11 protein-coding genes are annotated in these 15,674 nt (G+C 72.1%); 8 read left to right on the top strand and 3 right to left on the bottom strand.

The features are described from left to right. Window position 1 precedes the first annotated feature (1 nt). Window positions 2-1,534: a type VII secretion protein EccB gene (eccB, locus tag OG782_RS27810; RefSeq protein ID WP_406455467.1), complete on the bottom strand. Its 1,533-nt coding sequence runs from the start codon at window positions 1,532-1,534 to the stop codon at window positions 2-4. A 215-nt stretch (window positions 1,535-1,749) separates the two neighbouring features. Here eccB and eccE point away from each other — a divergent pair, with 215 nt between their 5' ends. The 8 genes from eccE to OG782_RS27770 all read left to right on the top strand — a co-directional run bounded on the left by eccE (window position 1,750) and on the right by OG782_RS27770 (window position 13,372). Then, on the top strand, window positions 1,750-3,075 hold the full coding sequence (gene eccE / locus OG782_RS27805; protein ID WP_406455465.1) for a type VII secretion protein EccE: 1,326 nt from the start codon (window positions 1,750-1,752) through the stop codon (window positions 3,073-3,075). After that, on the top strand, window positions 3,075-3,797 hold the full coding sequence (locus tag OG782_RS27800; RefSeq protein ID WP_406455463.1) for a hypothetical protein: 723 nt from the start codon (window positions 3,075-3,077) through the stop codon (window positions 3,795-3,797). Before eccE ends, OG782_RS27800 begins: the two co-directional genes overlap by 1 nt. 308 nt (window positions 3,798-4,105) lie before the next feature. Continuing rightward, window positions 4,106-7,165, top strand: coding sequence for an SCO5717 family growth-regulating ATPase (locus OG782_RS27795; RefSeq protein WP_406455461.1), 3,060 nt, complete (start codon window positions 4,106-4,108; stop codon window positions 7,163-7,165). A gap of 197 nt (window positions 7,166-7,362) precedes the next feature. Then, entirely contained in the window at window positions 7,363-9,240 is a 1,878-nt protein-coding gene (locus OG782_RS27790) for an ABC transporter substrate-binding protein (protein WP_406455459.1), read from the top strand. Between the two features lie 97 nt (window positions 9,241-9,337). Beyond that, window positions 9,338-10,423, top strand: coding sequence for an ABC transporter permease (locus tag OG782_RS27785; protein WP_406455455.1), 1,086 nt, complete (start codon window positions 9,338-9,340; stop codon window positions 10,421-10,423). Then, window positions 10,420-11,355 carry an ABC transporter permease gene (locus OG782_RS27780; RefSeq protein ID WP_406455453.1) on the top strand — a complete coding sequence of 312 codons (936 nt, stop codon included), beginning with the start codon at window positions 10,420-10,422 and terminating at the stop codon, window positions 11,353-11,355. The genes OG782_RS27785 and OG782_RS27780 overlap by 4 nt, the downstream gene beginning before the upstream one ends. Continuing rightward, window positions 11,352-12,380 (top strand): ABC transporter ATP-binding protein, encoded by a 1,029-nt coding sequence (locus OG782_RS27775; RefSeq protein ID WP_406455451.1) that lies wholly within the window; start codon window positions 11,352-11,354, stop codon window positions 12,378-12,380. Before OG782_RS27780 ends, OG782_RS27775 begins: the two co-directional genes overlap by 4 nt. Beyond that, window positions 12,377-13,372 carry an oligopeptide/dipeptide ABC transporter ATP-binding protein gene (locus OG782_RS27770; protein ID WP_406455449.1) on the top strand — a complete coding sequence of 332 codons (996 nt, stop codon included), beginning with the start codon at window positions 12,377-12,379 and terminating at the stop codon, window positions 13,370-13,372. The genes OG782_RS27775 and OG782_RS27770 overlap by 4 nt, the downstream gene beginning before the upstream one ends. A 79-nt stretch (window positions 13,373-13,451) precedes the next feature. Here OG782_RS27770 and OG782_RS27765 read toward each other — a convergent pair whose 3' ends face one another. Both OG782_RS27765 and OG782_RS27760 read right to left on the bottom strand, forming a co-directional pair. Then, window positions 13,452-14,591 carry an XdhC family protein gene (locus tag OG782_RS27765; RefSeq protein ID WP_406455447.1) on the bottom strand — a complete coding sequence of 380 codons (1,140 nt, stop codon included), beginning with the start codon at window positions 14,589-14,591 and terminating at the stop codon, window positions 13,452-13,454. 86 nt (window positions 14,592-14,677) lie between these two features. Continuing rightward, window positions 14,678-15,631, bottom strand: a complete 954-nt coding sequence (locus OG782_RS27760) for a bifunctional riboflavin kinase/FAD synthetase (protein ID WP_406455445.1) — start codon at window positions 15,629-15,631, stop codon at window positions 14,678-14,680. Between the last annotated feature and the right edge of the window lie 43 nt (window positions 15,632-15,674).

Here is a 15,674-nt window from a genome sequence, read left to right as displayed (position 1 = left end):
GTCAGGAACCCTGGGGCCGGCGGGCGCTGTTGGTGTCGAGCCGTGGGCCCCTGGACAGGAACTGCGACCACACCACCGGGACGAGGACGGGCGACACCTTCCCGTAGCCGAGCCGAATCTGCGCCTCGCCGGGCCCGGTCGGCCCGTCCGGGCGGTCCGGTCCTGAGCTCTCGGCGCCGCTGTCACCGTTCCCCTGAACCGCGTACCTCAGTCCGGTGTCCGTCACCAGGAAGAGTGATCCGTCGGGGCCGGTCTGCCGGTCCTGCACCTGGGTGTAGAGCAGGCCGCTGCCCGGGGTGACGTACGTGCTCGTGCCACCGGCGCCGACGGATGCGGGGTACCCGGTGCCCGCCCAGGTGCTCAGCGTGGTCCGGCCCTTGCCGTCGGTCCTGCGCAGCACGTTGCAGACGGTGTCGCGGCCGGTGCCGCCCGTCTCGGCGGAGTTGACCCGGGTGGTCCTGTGCACGGGCCAGTGCGCGGCCTGGCCGGCGAAGGGTTCGCGGTCGTACGCGAAGGCCTGCAGACCGGCGGGGCGCGCCTGGCCGGCCTGGTCGAGGATGGCGGTCTGCGGGGAGTTGATCAGCAGCCACGCGGTGAAGGCGGAGACCGGCCGGACCGTGCCGGCGAGGACGACGTAGTACGCGGTGCCCCCTCCGTTCCTGGTCCGCAGGACCGTGCCGATCCGGTTCTCCCGCGCGGACAGGTGGCCCTCGATGTGCGCCGGGGCACCCACGTCGCCGGGGATCACCGGGAAGAGGACGGGGCTGCCGTCGTGCAGCGTGGCCAGCCAGTCGTCGGTGACGGGCTGCGGCTGCGCGCTGCCGACCAGTGCGTCGGTCAGATGGCCGAGGTCGGCGGGCGTCTCGTCGATGCGGTACTTGGTGCCGCGGGCGTCCACGAGGTACCGGGTCATGTCCTGGCCCCGGACGTAGAGGACCTGGCCGCCGGTGAGTCCGTTCGCCCCGTCGGTCAGCCCTTCGTCGCGTCCGGCGAGGACGAACGCGGCCTTCTGCACGGTGTTGCCCCTGCCTCCCGGCTGCACGCACACGGCCCAGCGCTTCGGGGTGCCCGCGTCCTCGTCCTCGGGCAGCCGGTCGGGGGCGTAGGGAATGCCGAGGACCGGACCGCGCGGGGGCCTGCCCGCGTCCAGGACGTCGTCCTCGACCTGGACGACGCCGTAGTGCTGCGGAGTGAGCAGCAGCCGGGCGGACGCGAGGTTCAGTACGGGGTGCAGCCGGGTCTTCCTGTTCGCGCCCTTCCCCGTGGTCAGCACCACATAGCGGGTGGTCGACGTCTTGCCGACGATCACCTTGGCGCCGGGGCGGTCCCAGCCCCTGGGTGCGGCGGGCGCGAACATGCCGTAGGCGCCGAATCCCGCGAGGAGCAGGGCGCCCAGGACGATGCCCGGCAGGACGGCACGCAGCGGGCGCGGGGCGCCGTCGCCGGAGCCGGTGGGCGAGGGCTGGAGGAATGCGGCCACCATGCGCCTCTTCGCAAAGGTGTACGCATTGAGCTCGTCCCGCCGCGTTGCCATGAGTCCGTCCGTCTCCCGTGTCACCCCGCGCGGCAACGGGAGCACCCCCGGCCGCCGCCCCGCACCGGACCCCCGGTACCGGACCGGCCCCCTACTATGCCTGTCGATCCAGGTGTGTTGGGTGCCGGGTAGGCTGATCCGGCCGCCGGATATCTCGGTGGAACGGGTGTGGTGCGGGACAGCCCCCGGCCCGGACGAACGGGGGAACTGCCACGATGACGGCTTCCGTGACGCGCACGCCTCCGTCTGCGGACGGGCACTCCCCCGAGCCTCCCCGGACCGGTGCCCCGACTGCCCGGCGCGGTGTCGGCGGGCGCGGCAGGACGGGTGGGCTGCGGCTGAACCGACGGGCCGGGCCGGTCGGTTCGTTCCGATTGCAACAGCTTGTGCTGCTCGAGATCGCCGCCGCACTGCTGCTCTGCGCCTGGGTCGTCGATCCCGTACTGCTGACCCCGGCGGGGGTGGTGGCCGCGACGCTGGTGGTGCTCGCCGTGGCACGCCGGCACCGCCGGTCGCTGCCCGAGTGGCTGCGTACGGTCCTCGCGCTGCGCGCCCGTACCCGCAGGGCGGCGTCGACGGTACCGCCCGCCGACACCGAACCGGGTATCGCGCCCGCGGTCGAGTGCGAACCGGCCCTGCGTACACAGGTGTTCAGCGAGCGCGACCGGCGGCCGGTCGGGATGATCGGCGACGGTACGTATCTGACGGCCGTCCTGCGCGTCGAGGCGGACGGCACGGCGCTGCGCGCGGACCGGTCCGCGCGACCGCTGCCCCTGGCGCTCGTCCGGGACGCGCTCGAAATCGACGGCATCCGTCTGGAGTCGGCGCAGATCGTGCAGCACACCCGGCCCGCCCCCGCCCCGCACCTGCCGCAGCAGTCGGTCGCGGTACGCAACTACGCGCCCCTGCAGGCGCAGACGGGGGCGCCCGCGGTACGGATCACCTGGATCGCGCTGAAGCTGGACCCCGAACTCTGCCCGCAGGCCGTACGGGCTCGCGGCGGCGGCCTCACCGGTGCGCAGAAGTGCCTGGTGCGCACCGCCGGCCAGCTGGCGGGCAGGCTGACCGGGGCGGGTTTCCGTACGACGGTGCTGACGGAGCAGGAGCTCGGCCCGGCGATCGCCACCTCGGTCTGCGCCGATCCGCCGGCCCCGCCGCCGGCCGGCGGATCCGGGGCGCCCGCCCGCCGCACCCGGGAGACCTCGCGCTCCTGGGAGTGCGACGGGCGGCACCACACCGTCTACTGGGTGAGCCGCTGGCCGCAGCCCGGCGGCGGTGCGCCGATGCCCCGGCTCGTCGCGCTGCTCACCTCGGTCCCCGCACTGGCCACCACCTTCAGCCTCACGCTGGGGCAGGGCGAGGGACAGGAGGTCACCCTCACCGGGCACATCCGGATCACCGGCCGCGACAGCGGGGAACTCCTTACTGCCCGCCAGGAGTTGGAGCGCACCGCGCGTGGGGTGCGGACCTCTCTGGTGCGGCTCGACCGCGAGCAGCTGCCCGGTGTGCTCGCCACGCTGCCGCTCGGGGGTACCCGCTGATGTCCGCATCCGCACGGGGCCGGGGCCTGCCGGGCTTCGGCCTGATCGGCCCCCGCCGGCCGCGGCACACGATCGGACCGGAGCAGTGGGCCTCGCTGGCCCTGCCGGTCGGCGACGACGGCGTGGTGATCGGCGTGGACGGCGAGGGGCGCCCCGCCGTGCTCGGCATCAACCGGCCCGTACCGTACGACGTCACTCTCATCGGTGGGCTGTGGACCGCGCAGGTGCTCGCGCTGCGGGCGGCGGCGACCGGCGCCCGGATCGTCGTGGAGACGGGGCGGGCACCGGCCTGGACCGGCCTGGCCCGGGCGGCGGACGGCGAGCGGCCGTGCATCTCGCTGCACGAGGTGGGCCGGGTGCCGCCGCAGGGCCCTTCGGCCGGCTCACCTGTCGTCGTGGTGCGGGACTGCGGCATACGGCCGCCGCGAGGGCGGGTCGCGTCCGGACCCTGGCAGTCGGTGGTGACGCTGCTGCCCTATCTGAGCCCGGTGGCACCCGCGTTGCTGGAGAAATCGTCACTGGTCGGCATCCAGCGGGTGTCTCCCGATGAGGCGGAGCGGGTCGGCCGGCTCATGCGGCTGCCGGCCGGCGAGACCCGGGCCCTGTCCACCCTGACGGACGGTGTCACCCTCTGGTGCACGCGGCGGGACCGCCGGTTCGTGATGACCCGGGCGACGGACGCGGAAACGGGACTGCTGGGCACCGCACGCCGGACGGACTGACAACCTCGCGAGGAGTGTGCGAAATGTTCAGATTCCCCCACGCGGATGTACGTATTTGACCGCTTTACGCTTCACTCCCCGCCGCACTCAGTCCACTTGGGGGCAGGACGTGACGTACGGGACAGCGCCTGTGGTGCCGTACGGCCTGCCATCGCGGGCCCGATGACGATTAGGGTGGGTCCGGGCGCAGCAGAAGAACCTGCGGGCAGGCCAGCGCGTCCCAGGGGGAGAGCCGGGCGGTTCGCACTACGGGGACGGTCGCCCACACCCCCACGGCACAAGGGTGCTCGACCACACCAGGAGGCAAAGTGAACGGCGATCGGGACGAGATGCGCGGGGGCTGGAACGAGCCCGTCGACGAGTCGTCCGACGCAGAGCCCGCCGAGATGACGGGTGAGTTCACCATCGACTACACACCGCCCGCCTGGTACACGCAGAACGCGCCGGGCGACTCGTCGGGTGGCGCCGGAACGCATCTGGCGCCGCTCTCGCCGCCCCAGGGCACACCGGTGCCCGTGCCCGGGGCTGCAACCGGCGGCGGTACCGACCCCGACTGGACTCCGGCACCCCCCGCACCGTCGACACGGGTGCCCGCCATGGGCGACTCCTACCCGGCGCCGGGTGCGGGAGAGGCGGACGGCGGGCAGGATCCGTTCGCGAGCGGCGACCTGGAGAGCGGCGCCACCATGCGGTTCTCGTCCGCCGCGCTGAAGCGGGAGATCGCGGAGCGCGAGGCGGCTGCCGGGACGGCGAACGGCAGCACGGAGAGCACGACGGCCGGCAACCGGTCCGCCGGTTCCGGTACCGGTACCGACGGTGACGCGTCGGACGCGGTCGATGCGCCGAGCACGTCCGGCCCGGCCGATGCGTCCGGGGCGATCGACGCGTCCCGGACGGATGACGGAGAAATAGACGCAGGAGAAACGGATGCGGGGGAAGACGTGGCCGGCAGGACCGGGGAGTCCGAGGATTCCGTGAACTCCAGCAGCTCCGAGCCGGATCCGGCTCCCGCCGACGCGGTTCCGTCCGATTCCGTGCCCTCCGATTCCGTGCCGGCCGACCCTGTTGCGTCGGACCTGGTTCCGTCGGATTCCGTGCCCGCCGGCTCTCTGCCGGACGCCCCGGCGGCAGCGGCAGCGGGGGCCGCTGAGAGCGACGCCGAGGCCGCGGCGGTCTCCGGCCCGTCCTCGGACGACGAGGCCGCGGCCTCGGCCGACGCCGCGGAGGGCGCCGCCGCCGGCAGTGACCCGCAGGACGACGAGCCTGCCGACTCCGTGCCCTCGGGCGCCGTCGCGGATGCGGCGCCCCTCGGCCCGCCGGCCGACAGCACGCCGCAGGACGCGCCGCCGGCCCCCTGGACCCCCGCGCCGGTGCAGGGCGGACTGCCGCCGCTGCCGCCCGCCTTCCAGCCCGCGGCGCCGCAGCCCATGGCGCCGCAGCCGGCATCCCAGTGGCCGGGCCAGGCCCAGGTACCGGCCCCCGCGAACGAGGGACCCGGCAGTTACGGATTCCCGCAGGGCCCGGCGGCTCAGGCCCCGCAGACTCCCCAGTTCCCGCAGCAGCCGCAGCAGCCGCAGCCGGGAGGCGCGGCGCCGCAGGGTGGGTACGGATTCCCGCAGCAGCCCCAGCCGCAGGCCCAGCAGGCCCTGCCCGGAGCCCCGCTCCCGGCGCAGCTCCCGCAACAGCCCACCCCGCAGGCCCCTCAACAGCCGCAGGCACCTCAGTGGCCCGCGCAGCAGCAGGGCGCCGCACTGCCCCCGCCCGAACTTCAGGCCCCGCAGCAGCCGCAAGGGGGCTACGGCGTCCCCCAGGGTGCTCAGCCCCCGGCCCAGGGCACCCCCAACCTGCCCGCACAGATCCACCCGCAACACCCGCAACACCCGCAACACCAGCAACTCCCCCAGCAGCACGCGCAGCCGCCGCAGCCGCAGCCCCAGCAGGGCCAGCACCCCCAGCAGCAGCTCCCGCAGCAACTCCCGCCGCAGGGGCCGCCCATGGACCCGCGGGCCGGAGCCGCGTGGCCCACGCCGGTCAGCCATGACCAGCGCGAGCGTTCGGTGCCGGGCGCCCCGCTCGGCTACACGGCTGCCGTGGAGCTCTCCTCCGACCGGCTGGTCCGGGGCAAGCAGAAGGCGAAGAGCAGCCGCACGCCGTCGGCCGCGTCCCGCTTCAAGCTGGGCGGCAAGAAGGACGAGATCGAGCGGCAGCGCAAGCTCGACCTCATCCGCACCCCGGTGCTCTCCTGCTACCGGATCGCGGTGATCAGCCTCAAGGGCGGCGTGGGCAAGACCACGACGACCACCGCCCTCGGCGCGACCCTGGCCACGGAACGGCAGGACAAGATCCTCGCCATCGACGCCAACCCGGACGCCGGCACCCTGGGCCGAAGGGTCCGGCGCGAGACCGGGGCGACCATCCGCGACCTGGTGCACGCGATCCCGCACCTCAACTCGTACATGGACATCCGCCGGTTCACCTCGCAGGCGCCCTCCGGTCTGGAGATCATCGCCAACGACGTGGACCCGGCGGTCTCGACCGCCTTCAACGACGAGGACTACCGGCGCGCGATCGACGTGCTGGGCAAGCAGTACCCGATCATCCTCACGGACTCGGGCACCGGGCTGCTCTACAGCGCGATGCGCGGTGTGCTGGACCTCGCCGACCAGCTGATCATCATCTCGACCCCGTCGGTCGACGGTGCGTCAAGTGCCTCCACCACACTGGACTGGCTGTCGGCACACGGGTACGCGGAGCTGGTCCAGCGGTCCCTCACGGTCATTTCCGGAGTCCGCGAGACCGGGAAGATGATCAAGGTCGACGACATCGTCCAGCACTTCGAGACGCGCTGCCGCGGCGTGGTCGTCGTACCGTTCGACGAGCACCTGTCGGCCGGTGCCGAGGTGGACCTCGACATGATGCGGCCGAAGACCCGGGACGCGTACTTCCGCCTCTCCGCCCTCGTCGCCGAGGACTTCGCGCGCGCCCAGCAGCAGCAGGGGCTGTGGACGTCCGACGGCAGCAGCCCGCCGCCGCAGTACGCTCCGCCGATGCCCGGGCAGCACGTACCGGGCCAGCAGCAGTACGCACCCCAGCAGCCGCAGCAGCCGGGCCAGCAGTACGTCCCCCAGCAGCCGCAACTGCCGTACGGCGGACAGCAGCCCTATGCCCCGCAGCCGGGACCCGGTGCCGGGCAGAGCTGGCAGCAGACGCCTCCGCCGCAGAACGGTCAGGCCGCCGGCCAGGCCGGTCAGCCGCCCCAGAACGGCGGACAGCCAGGTCAGCCGGGGCAGCCCGCCCACCCCGAACTCCAGGGTCCCGTGCCGCCCGCCGGGTGGCAGCAGCAGCCTCCGCCAGCGCCTCAGCAGTAAGGCGTCAGAGGTCTGAACCAATGAGGGTCCACATTGCCTCCGCAATGTGGACCCTCTGTGCATTCCCGCAGACCACACGCGGTTTCGATGACCGTTGACGCGGCTCGACCACCGCTGATAAACCTTCGCTTCACCAGCTGGCGAACCACAGATCAACCCGCCTTCTCCGTGCGAGTCATGACGCGAGGTCCCTGACCATGGTCGAAAGAGTTCCACCACCCTCCGCCCAGCCACGCTCACGTCTGCGAATCCTGCTGGCCTCGGGTGCCGCCGCCTTTGCCATCGCGGCCACGTCCGTCGTGCCGGGCGTACCCCTCGGGGCCGCGCCCCAGCAGGCGCAGGCCGCCGACAGCGGCAGGACGACGCTGACCGTCGCGGTCGCGCAGAGCGTCGACTCACTGAGCCCGTTCCTCGCCCAGAAGCTGCTGAGCACCAGCGTCTCCCGGCTCATGTACGACTTCCTGACGAACTACGACCCCAAGGACAACCACGCGGTCCCGGGTCTGGCCACGAAGTGGGAGCCGTCGGCCGACAAGCTGACGTGGACGTACACCATTCGGCCCAACTCCAAGTGGTCGGACGGGCAGCAGGCCACCGCCGAGGACGCCGCCTGGACGTTCAACAAGATGATGACGGACGAGGGCGCCGCGCAGGCGAACGGCAGCTTCGTCACCAACTTCAAGAAGGTCACGGCCCCCAGCCCGACGCAGCTGGTCATCGAGCTCAAGGCGCCGCAGGCCACGATGGCCGCACTCGATGTCCCGATCGTCCCCAAGCACGTGTGGGAGAAGGTCAAGGACTTCTCGAAGTTCAACAACGACACCGAGTTCCCGGTCGTGGGCAACGGGCCCTTCGTCCTGAGCGACTACAAGGTCGACCAGTACGTGAAGCTCAAGGCCAACAAGGACTTCTGGCGCGGTGCGCCGAAGTTCGACGAGGTGATCTTCAAGACGTACAAGGACCAGGACGCCGCGGTCGCCGCGCTGCGCAAGGGCGAGGTCTCCTTCGTCGCCGGCTCGCCGGCCCTGACACCCGCGCAGGCCGCGTCGCTCAAGGGCGACAAGAACATCAAGGTCAACGAGGGTCCGGGCCGCCGCTTCTTCGCGCTGGCCACCAACCCCGGTGCGCAGACCAAGGACGGCAAGAAGTTCGGCGACGGCAACAAGGCCCTGCTCGACCAGAAGGTCCGTCAGGCGCTGTTCCTGTCGATCGACCGCAAGACCATCATCGACAAGGTCTTCCAGGGGCACGCGGTCGAGGGCCAGGGGTACATTCCCCCGCGCTTCTCCGCGTACCAGTGGCAGCCGTCCGCGAGTCAGAGCCTCGCCTACGACCCCGCCAAGGCGGGGCAGCTGCTGGACCAGGCGGGCTACAAGCTCAAGGGCGACCAGCGCGTCGGCAAGGACGGCAAGCCGCTCGACCTGCGCATCCTGTGCCACGCCACGGACCCGAACGACAAGGCGATCGGCAAGTACCTGAAGGAGTGGTGGGGCAAGCTCGGCATCGGCCTGAAGGTCGACTGCCTCGACGACGTCTCGGTGCCCTGGTACGCCGGTGAGTACGACCTCGCCTTCGACGGCTGGTCCGTCAACCCGGACCCGGACTTCGTCCTCGGCATCCACACCTGCGCCGCCCTGCCCGCCAAGGCCAAGGCCAGCGCGTCCACGGACAACTTCATCTGCGACAAGTCGTACGACGAGCTGTACAAGAAGCAGCTCGCCGAGTACGACCCCGCCAAGCGCGCGGACATCGTCGGGCAGATGCAGTCGTGGCTGTACGACTCCGGGTACATGAGCGTCATCGCGTACCCGAACGCGGTCGAGGCCTACCGCACCGACCAGATCAAGTCGATCATGACCATGCCCGAGGCGGCCGGCAACATCTACGGCCAGGACGGGTACTGGAGCTGGTGGTCGGCCGTCCCGGCGGCCGCCGGCGGTGACGCGGACAGCAGCGGCGACTCCGGATCCTCCACCGGCCTCATCATCGGCATCGTGGTCGTCGTCGTGGTCCTCGCAGGTGGCGGTTTCCTCCTTTCGAAGCGCCGTCGCACCACCGCGGACGATCGCGAGTAGGTTCTCGGACGGGACGAGAAGGGCCGGCCGGCGGAGCGAGCAACGGGCCTCCGCCGGCCGGCCCCTCCAAGGGCAGCACGAGTAACGAGAGTTCCCCATGACAGCTGACAGCACTCCGGCGCTCGTGAAACAGGCGGATGCGGACACGGACGGTCCGGCTCCGGCCGTGCCCCCGGCCGCCCGCGGCCCACGGGCGCGCAACACCAAGGCCTATCTGAAGTACGTGGCCGCCAAGATCGCGGGCGCCGCCGTCTCGCTGTTCGCGGTACTGGTCACCAGTTTCTTCCTCTTCCGTCTCATTCCCAGCGATCCGGTGAAGCAGATGACGGGCGGCCGGCCCGTATCGGCCGAGCAACTCGATTCCCTGCGCCACCAGTTCGGCCTCGACCAGCCGATGTGGAAGCAGTTCACCAGCTATGTGGGCGACGCGCTCACCGGCGACTTCGGCACCTCGTTCGCGTATCACGCACCGGTCATCGACAAGATCGTCGAGAAGATCCCCGCGACGCTGCTGCTCACGGGCACGGCCTACGTCCTGTACAGCGTGATCGGCATCTGGCTCGGCACCCGGACCGCGTGGCGCAACGGCTCATCGAGCGACCGGTTCCACACCGCGCTGGCGCTGACGCTCTACTCGGTGCCCTCGTTCTGGCTCGGTCTGCTCCTGATCATCGTCTTCTCGGTGGGAGTCGGCCCGATCCCGGGCATGTTCCCGACGGGCGGTATGACGTCGACCGACGGCGGGTCCGGGCTGTCGTACGTCCTCGATGTCGCGCACCACATGGTGCTCCCGGTCATCACGCTGGTCGCGGTCGGCTATGCGCAGACCCTGCTGGTGATGCGCTCCTCGCTGCTCGACGAGATGGGCAGCGACTACCTGACGACGGCCCGCGCCAAGGGGCTGCGCGACGACGCGGTGCGCCGCAGGCACGCCGTCCCCAACGCGATGCTGCCGACGTTCACGCTGATGTTCGTCAACCTGGGGCATGTGGTCGCGGGGCAGATCCTGGTGGAGACCGTGTTCTCCTGGCCGGGCCTCGGCTCCCTCTTCTACCAGGGACTGAGCACCCCGGACCTGCCGCTCGTCCAGGCCCTGTTCTTCGTCTTCGCCACCGCCGTGATCCTGGCGAACACCCTTGCCGATGTGCTGTATCCGCTGCTCGATCCCCGGGTGGGCCGATGACGACCGAATCCGTGCCCACACCGACGAAGACCGAGCCGGTCAGGAGCGCACGCGCCCTGGCCCGGGCCCGCAAGCGCCGCTCGGCCGCCCGCTTCTGGCGGGAGTACCGCAGCCACAAGGGCGGCATGTGGGGGCTGGCCGGCCTGCTGCTGATCGCACTGATCGCGCTGGCCGCACCCCAGCTGGTCGGCGCCGACTCGCAGAACGTGACGACCGCACCGGGTACCGCGCTGGAGTCGCCGAGCGGTGAGTTCCCCCTGGGTACCGACCAGTTCGGGCGCAGCGTACTGGCGCTGCTGGTGTGGGGCGCGCGCGTCTCGCTCACCGTGGGGCTGCTCGCGGCCTTCCTCTGTGTCGCCATCGGCACCATCGTCGGAATCGTCGCCGGTCACTTCCGCGGCTGGTACTCCACGGTCCTGATGCGCGTCACCGACTGGTTCCTGGTGATGCCGACGCTGGTCCTGGCCATCGCGCTGGCCACGGTGATGGACCGCTCCCTGTGGACGGTCATCATCGCGATCGGCGTCACCACCTGGCCGACCACGGCCCGCCTGGTCCGGGCGCAGACCCTCGCGGTGGAGTCCCGCCCGTACATCGAGCGCGCCCGCGCGCTGGGCGGCGGGCACGGGCACATCATGCTCCGGCACGTCCTGCCGAACGTGATGCCGCTGGTGCTCGCGCAGACCACGCTGGTGATCTCCGGCGCGATCCTGACGGAGGCCACCCTGGCCTTCCTCGGGCTCGGCGACCCCACCATCACCTCCTGGGGCAGCATGCTCCAGGACGCGCGCGCCGCAGGGGCGGTGAGCGCCGGGGACTGGTGGTACCTGGCCCCGCCCGGCATCGCCATCGCCCTGGTGGCCCTGGCGTTCACCCTGTGCGGCCGCGCCATCGAGTCCGTCCTCAATCCCAAGCTGGGGGTGGCCCGTTGAGCACGACGAGCATCCGTACGACGCCTCTTCTCGAGGTACGCGATCTGACGGTGACCTACGCCGGCGGGGCCCGTGCGGTCCGCGGGGTGAACCTGGAGGTCGACGCGGGCCGCAAGCTCGGCATCGCCGGCGAGTCGGGGTGCGGGAAGTCCACCCTGGCACTCGCCCTGCTGCGGCTGCTGCCGGCGGGCACGAAGGTGACCGGCGAGATCCTGCTGAACGGCGAGGACGTCCTCGCCATGAAGTGGGGCCAGGTCAGGGCCGTGCGCTGGGCGGGCGCCTCGATCGTCTTCCAGGGCGCGATGCACTCGCTGAACGCGGTGCACCGCATCGGGGACCAGATCGCCGAGCCGATCCTGCTGCACAAGAAGGTGACCCAGGCCGCGGCGCGGAAGCGGGCGGGTGAACTGCTGGAGCAGGTGGGACTGCCCGCGGCACGGGCGGACGCCTATCCGCACGAGCTCTCCGGCGGGCAGCGTCAGCGCGTGATGATCGCGATGGCACTGGCCTGCGATCCGGGGCTGATCATCGCGGACGAGCCGACGACGGCCCTGGACGTGATGATCCAGGCCCAGATCCTGCGGCTGATCGAACAACTGGTCTCCGAGCAGGACCTCGGTCTGATCATGATCAGCCATGACCTCGCGGTGCTCTCGGACACCTGTGACCGGCTCGCGGTGATGTACGCGGGACGGGTCGTGGAGCAGGGTCCGGCGTCCGAGGTCTACGAGCGCGCGCACCATCCGTACAGCAAGGCCCTGTCGGGCGCCTTCCCGCGCATCGGCGACCCGGCCTCCCGGTTCGCGCCCCGGGGGCTGCCGGGCGATCCGCCCGACCCGGCGGCGCTGCCGGCCGGCTGCACCTTCCATCCGCGCTGTCCGGTGGCCCTGGACTCCTGCACCACGCAGGACCAGGAGCTGCGGGAGGCGGGAGACGGGCGGGAGGCCGCGTGCGTGCTGGTGGGTCCGGACGGGGCCGCTGCCCCGGGCGGGGCGGGCGCCGAGGAAGCAAGGAGCACATCATGACCACGACCACGGACCTGCTCAGTGCGCAGGGGCTCCAGGTCACCTTCCCGGGCCGGCACGGGGCCGACCCGGCGCGTGCCGTGGACGGGGTCGATCTGGACATCCGGCCGGGCGAGATCGTCGCGCTGGTCGGCGAGTCCGGGTGCGGCAAGACGACGCTGGCCCGTTCGCTGCTGGGCCTGGTCCCGCCGACGGGCGGGCAGGTCACTTTCGGCGGCAAACCGCTCGACTACGGGAGCCGTGCGCTGAAGGCGTACCGCAAACGGGTTCAGCTGGTGCTGCAGGACCCCAGCGGTTCGCTGAACCCGCGGCACACGGTGTACGACGCGGTGGCCGAGGGCCTGCGGATCCACCGGTACCCGGGCGACGAGCGCCAGGCGGTGGCCGACGCGCTGTCCCGGGCCGGCCTGCGGCCTCCGGAGCGGTTCTTCCTGCGCTACCCGCACGAGCTGTCGGGCGGTCAGCGTCAGCGTGTCGTGATCGCGGGCGCGCTGGTCCTGGAGCCGGAACTCATCGTGGCCGACGAGCCGGTGGCCTCTCTGGACGCGTCGGTGCGCGGCGAGATCCTGGCGCTGCTGCTGCGGCTGCGGGACGAGCTGGGCCTGTCCGCCCTGGTGGTCACGCACGACCTCGGTCTCGCGTGGAACATCGCGGACCGGGTGGCGGTGATGTACCTCGGCCGGATCGTGGAGACGGGTGACGTCGAACAGATCCTGACGGCTCCGCAGCACCCGTACACCCAGGCGCTGTTGTCGGTGCTGCCGGAGGCGGAGGGCGATCCGGTGGTGCTGACCGGTGAACCGCCGGACCCGTCCCGGGTGCCGTCGGGCTGCCGCTTCCATGTGCGCTGCCAGGTGCTCGCCTCGGGCGAGGCGGAGCGGGCGGGCGTCGCGGACGCCTGCCGTACGAAGGACCTGCCGGTGCTGGCGGGCGGCGGCGAGACCCAGGTGGCGTGCCACTGGGCCGGTGCGGCGGTGGCCGCGCGGAGCTGAGGAGTGTCCTGCGGGCAGGTCCTCGGTTCCGGGCCTGCGCGGTAGCGAGGGCCCGCCCGGCATGAGCGCCGGGCGGGCCCTACCGCTGTCCGGGGTGGTGGATCGCGCCGGACAGTTCGCCGAGGGGCCGCCCGGTGCCGCCCCACCGGTGCTGGATGATCTCCGCCGCGATCGAGACCGCCGTCTCCTCCGGTGTCCGGGCGCCGAGGTCGAGCCCGACGGGTGAGGCGAGTCTGGCCAGGTCGGCCTCGCTCACCCCCTCCTCCCGCAGCCGTGCCAGCCGGTCGAGGTGGGTGCGCCGGCTGCCCATCACACCGATGTACACGGCCGGGGTGCGCAGCGCCGCGACCAGCAGCGGGACGTCGAACTTCGGGTCGTGGGTGAGCACGCACAGAACGGTCCGCGCGTCGACGTCCGTGCCGGAGAGATAGGTGTGCGGCCAGGCGCAGACGACCTCGTCGGCGGTGGGGAAGCGCTCGCGGGTCGCGAACGCCGGACGGGCGTCGCACACGGTGACCCGGTAGCCGAGGAAGGAGCCGATACGTGCGGTGGCCGCGGCGTGGTCGATGGCGCCGAACACGAGCATGCGGGGCGGTGGCGCGTACGTCTGGATGAAGACGGACACGTCCTGCATCCGGCGCTCGCCGTGGGCCCCGTACCACTGCCGGCCGGTCGCGCCCTGGGCGAGCAGGCCGCGGGCGTCGTCGGTGACGGCCACGTCGAGCCCCTCGTTGCCGAGCGTCCCCTGTGCGCCTGCGGCCCGGACGACCAGGCGGGCGCCGCCCTGGCCGGCAACGTTCCGGCCGGTGTCGGGCAGGGCTGCGTCGGGCAGGAGGGTGGCGACGGCGACGGGTTCGCCGCGGGCGACGGAATCGGTGACGCCGAGGAGCCAGGCGCGGTCGGCCGCCGAGGCGAAGGGGGTGACGACGACGTCGATCGTTCCGCCGCAGGTGAGCCCGACGCCGAACGCCTCGTCGTCGCTGATTCCGTAGGACTGGAGCTGCGGGCTGCCCGAGGCGAGCACCTCACCGGCCACCTCGTACACCGCGCCCTCGACGCACCCCCCGGAGACGCTGCCCGCCACCGCTCCGTCGGCCGTCACCGCCATCATGGCGCCGGGGGCGCGGGGGGCGCTGCCCCGGACGGAGACGACGGTCGCCAGGGCGAAGGGGGTGCCGGCCTCGTGCCAGGCACGCAGTTCCGCGAGCAGTTCACGCACGGTCAGGACCTCCTTCGGCCCGGACCGCCCGGCCCGGCGGGCCCACCCTAAGGCTCCGGTGGCGCCGGCCGGTGGAGGCCTGCGGCTCAGCCCCTGTCGTATGCGGCGATCAGTTCGCTGCACCGCTTCACATCGGCGGCCATCGCCACGAGCAGTTCGTCGATCGAGTCGAACTTCAGCATCCCGCGTACGTACGCGAGGAAGTCCACGGCGACGTGCAGGCCGTACAGATCGAGGCCGACGCGGTCGATCGCGTACGCCTCGACCGTCCGCTCGGTGCCGTCGAACTGCGGGTTGGTGCCGACCGAGATCGCGGCGGGCATCGCCTCGCCGTCCACGTGCAGCCAGCCCGCGTACACGCCGTCCGCGGGGATCGCCGTGTGCGGCAGGGTCTCCACGTTCGCGGTGGGGAAGCCGAGTTCGCGGCCGCGCTGCGCGCCGCGGACGACGATGCCCTCGACGCGGTGCGGACGGCCCAGGATCTCGGCGGCGCCTGTCATGTCCCCCTCGGCGACCAGGCGGCGGGTGAGGGTGGAGGAGAACGGCTCGCCGCCGCCCGCCTCGCCGCGCACCCGCAGGTCGATGACCTCGACGCGGTAGTCGTAGGTGGCGCCCAGCTCCGTGAGCAGCTGCACGTTCCCGGCGGCCTTGTGGCCGAACCGGAAGTTGGGGCCCTCGATGACCAGCTGGGCGTGCAGCTTGTCGACGAGCACCTTCACGATGAAGTCGGCCGGAGCGAGCTTCGAGAACTCGGTGGTGAACGGCAGGATCAGCACCGCGTCCACGCCGAGTTCCGCCATCAGCTCCGCACGGCGGTGGTGCGGGGCGAGCAGCGGCGGATGACTGCCGGGCCGGACGACCTCGCTGGGGTGCGGGTCGAAGGTCACGACGACCGACGGCACTCCCAGCTCCCGCGCCCGCTCGACGGCCCGGCCGATGATCAGCTGGTGTCCGCGGTGCACCCCGTCGTAGGAGCCGATGGTGACGACGCTGCGTCCCCAGTCCTGGGGGATGTCCTCCAAGCCACGCCAGCGCTGCACTCTGACCGCTCCTCGCCCGAACCTGTGTACGTGGGTTTGTCTC

The sequence above is a fragment of the Streptomyces sp. NBC_00876 genome (assembly GCF_045207435.1).
GTDB lineage: Bacteria > Actinomycetota > Actinomycetes > Streptomycetales > Streptomycetaceae > Streptomyces.
Note: the sequence above shows the minus strand (reverse complement) of the source record. Positions and strands in the feature narration are given on the sequence as shown.

Coding starts and splice junctions, on each gene's coding strand:
- eccB (WP_406455467.1), bottom strand. CDS start 1,534: ATGGCAACGCGGCGGGACGAGCTCAATGCGTACACCTTTGCGAAGAGG.
- eccE (WP_406455465.1), top strand. CDS start 1,750: ATGACGGCTTCCGTGACGCGCACGCCTCCGTCTGCGGACGGGCACTCC.
- OG782_RS27800 (WP_406455463.1), top strand. CDS start 3,075: ATGTCCGCATCCGCACGGGGCCGGGGCCTGCCGGGCTTCGGCCTGATC.
- OG782_RS27780 (WP_406455453.1), top strand. CDS start 10,420: ATGACGACCGAATCCGTGCCCACACCGACGAAGACCGAGCCGGTCAGG.
- OG782_RS27790 (WP_406455459.1), top strand. CDS start 7,363: ATGGTCGAAAGAGTTCCACCACCCTCCGCCCAGCCACGCTCACGTCTG.
- OG782_RS27770 (WP_406455449.1), top strand. CDS start 12,377: ATGACCACGACCACGGACCTGCTCAGTGCGCAGGGGCTCCAGGTCACC.
- OG782_RS27785 (WP_406455455.1), top strand. CDS start 9,338: ATGACAGCTGACAGCACTCCGGCGCTCGTGAAACAGGCGGATGCGGAC.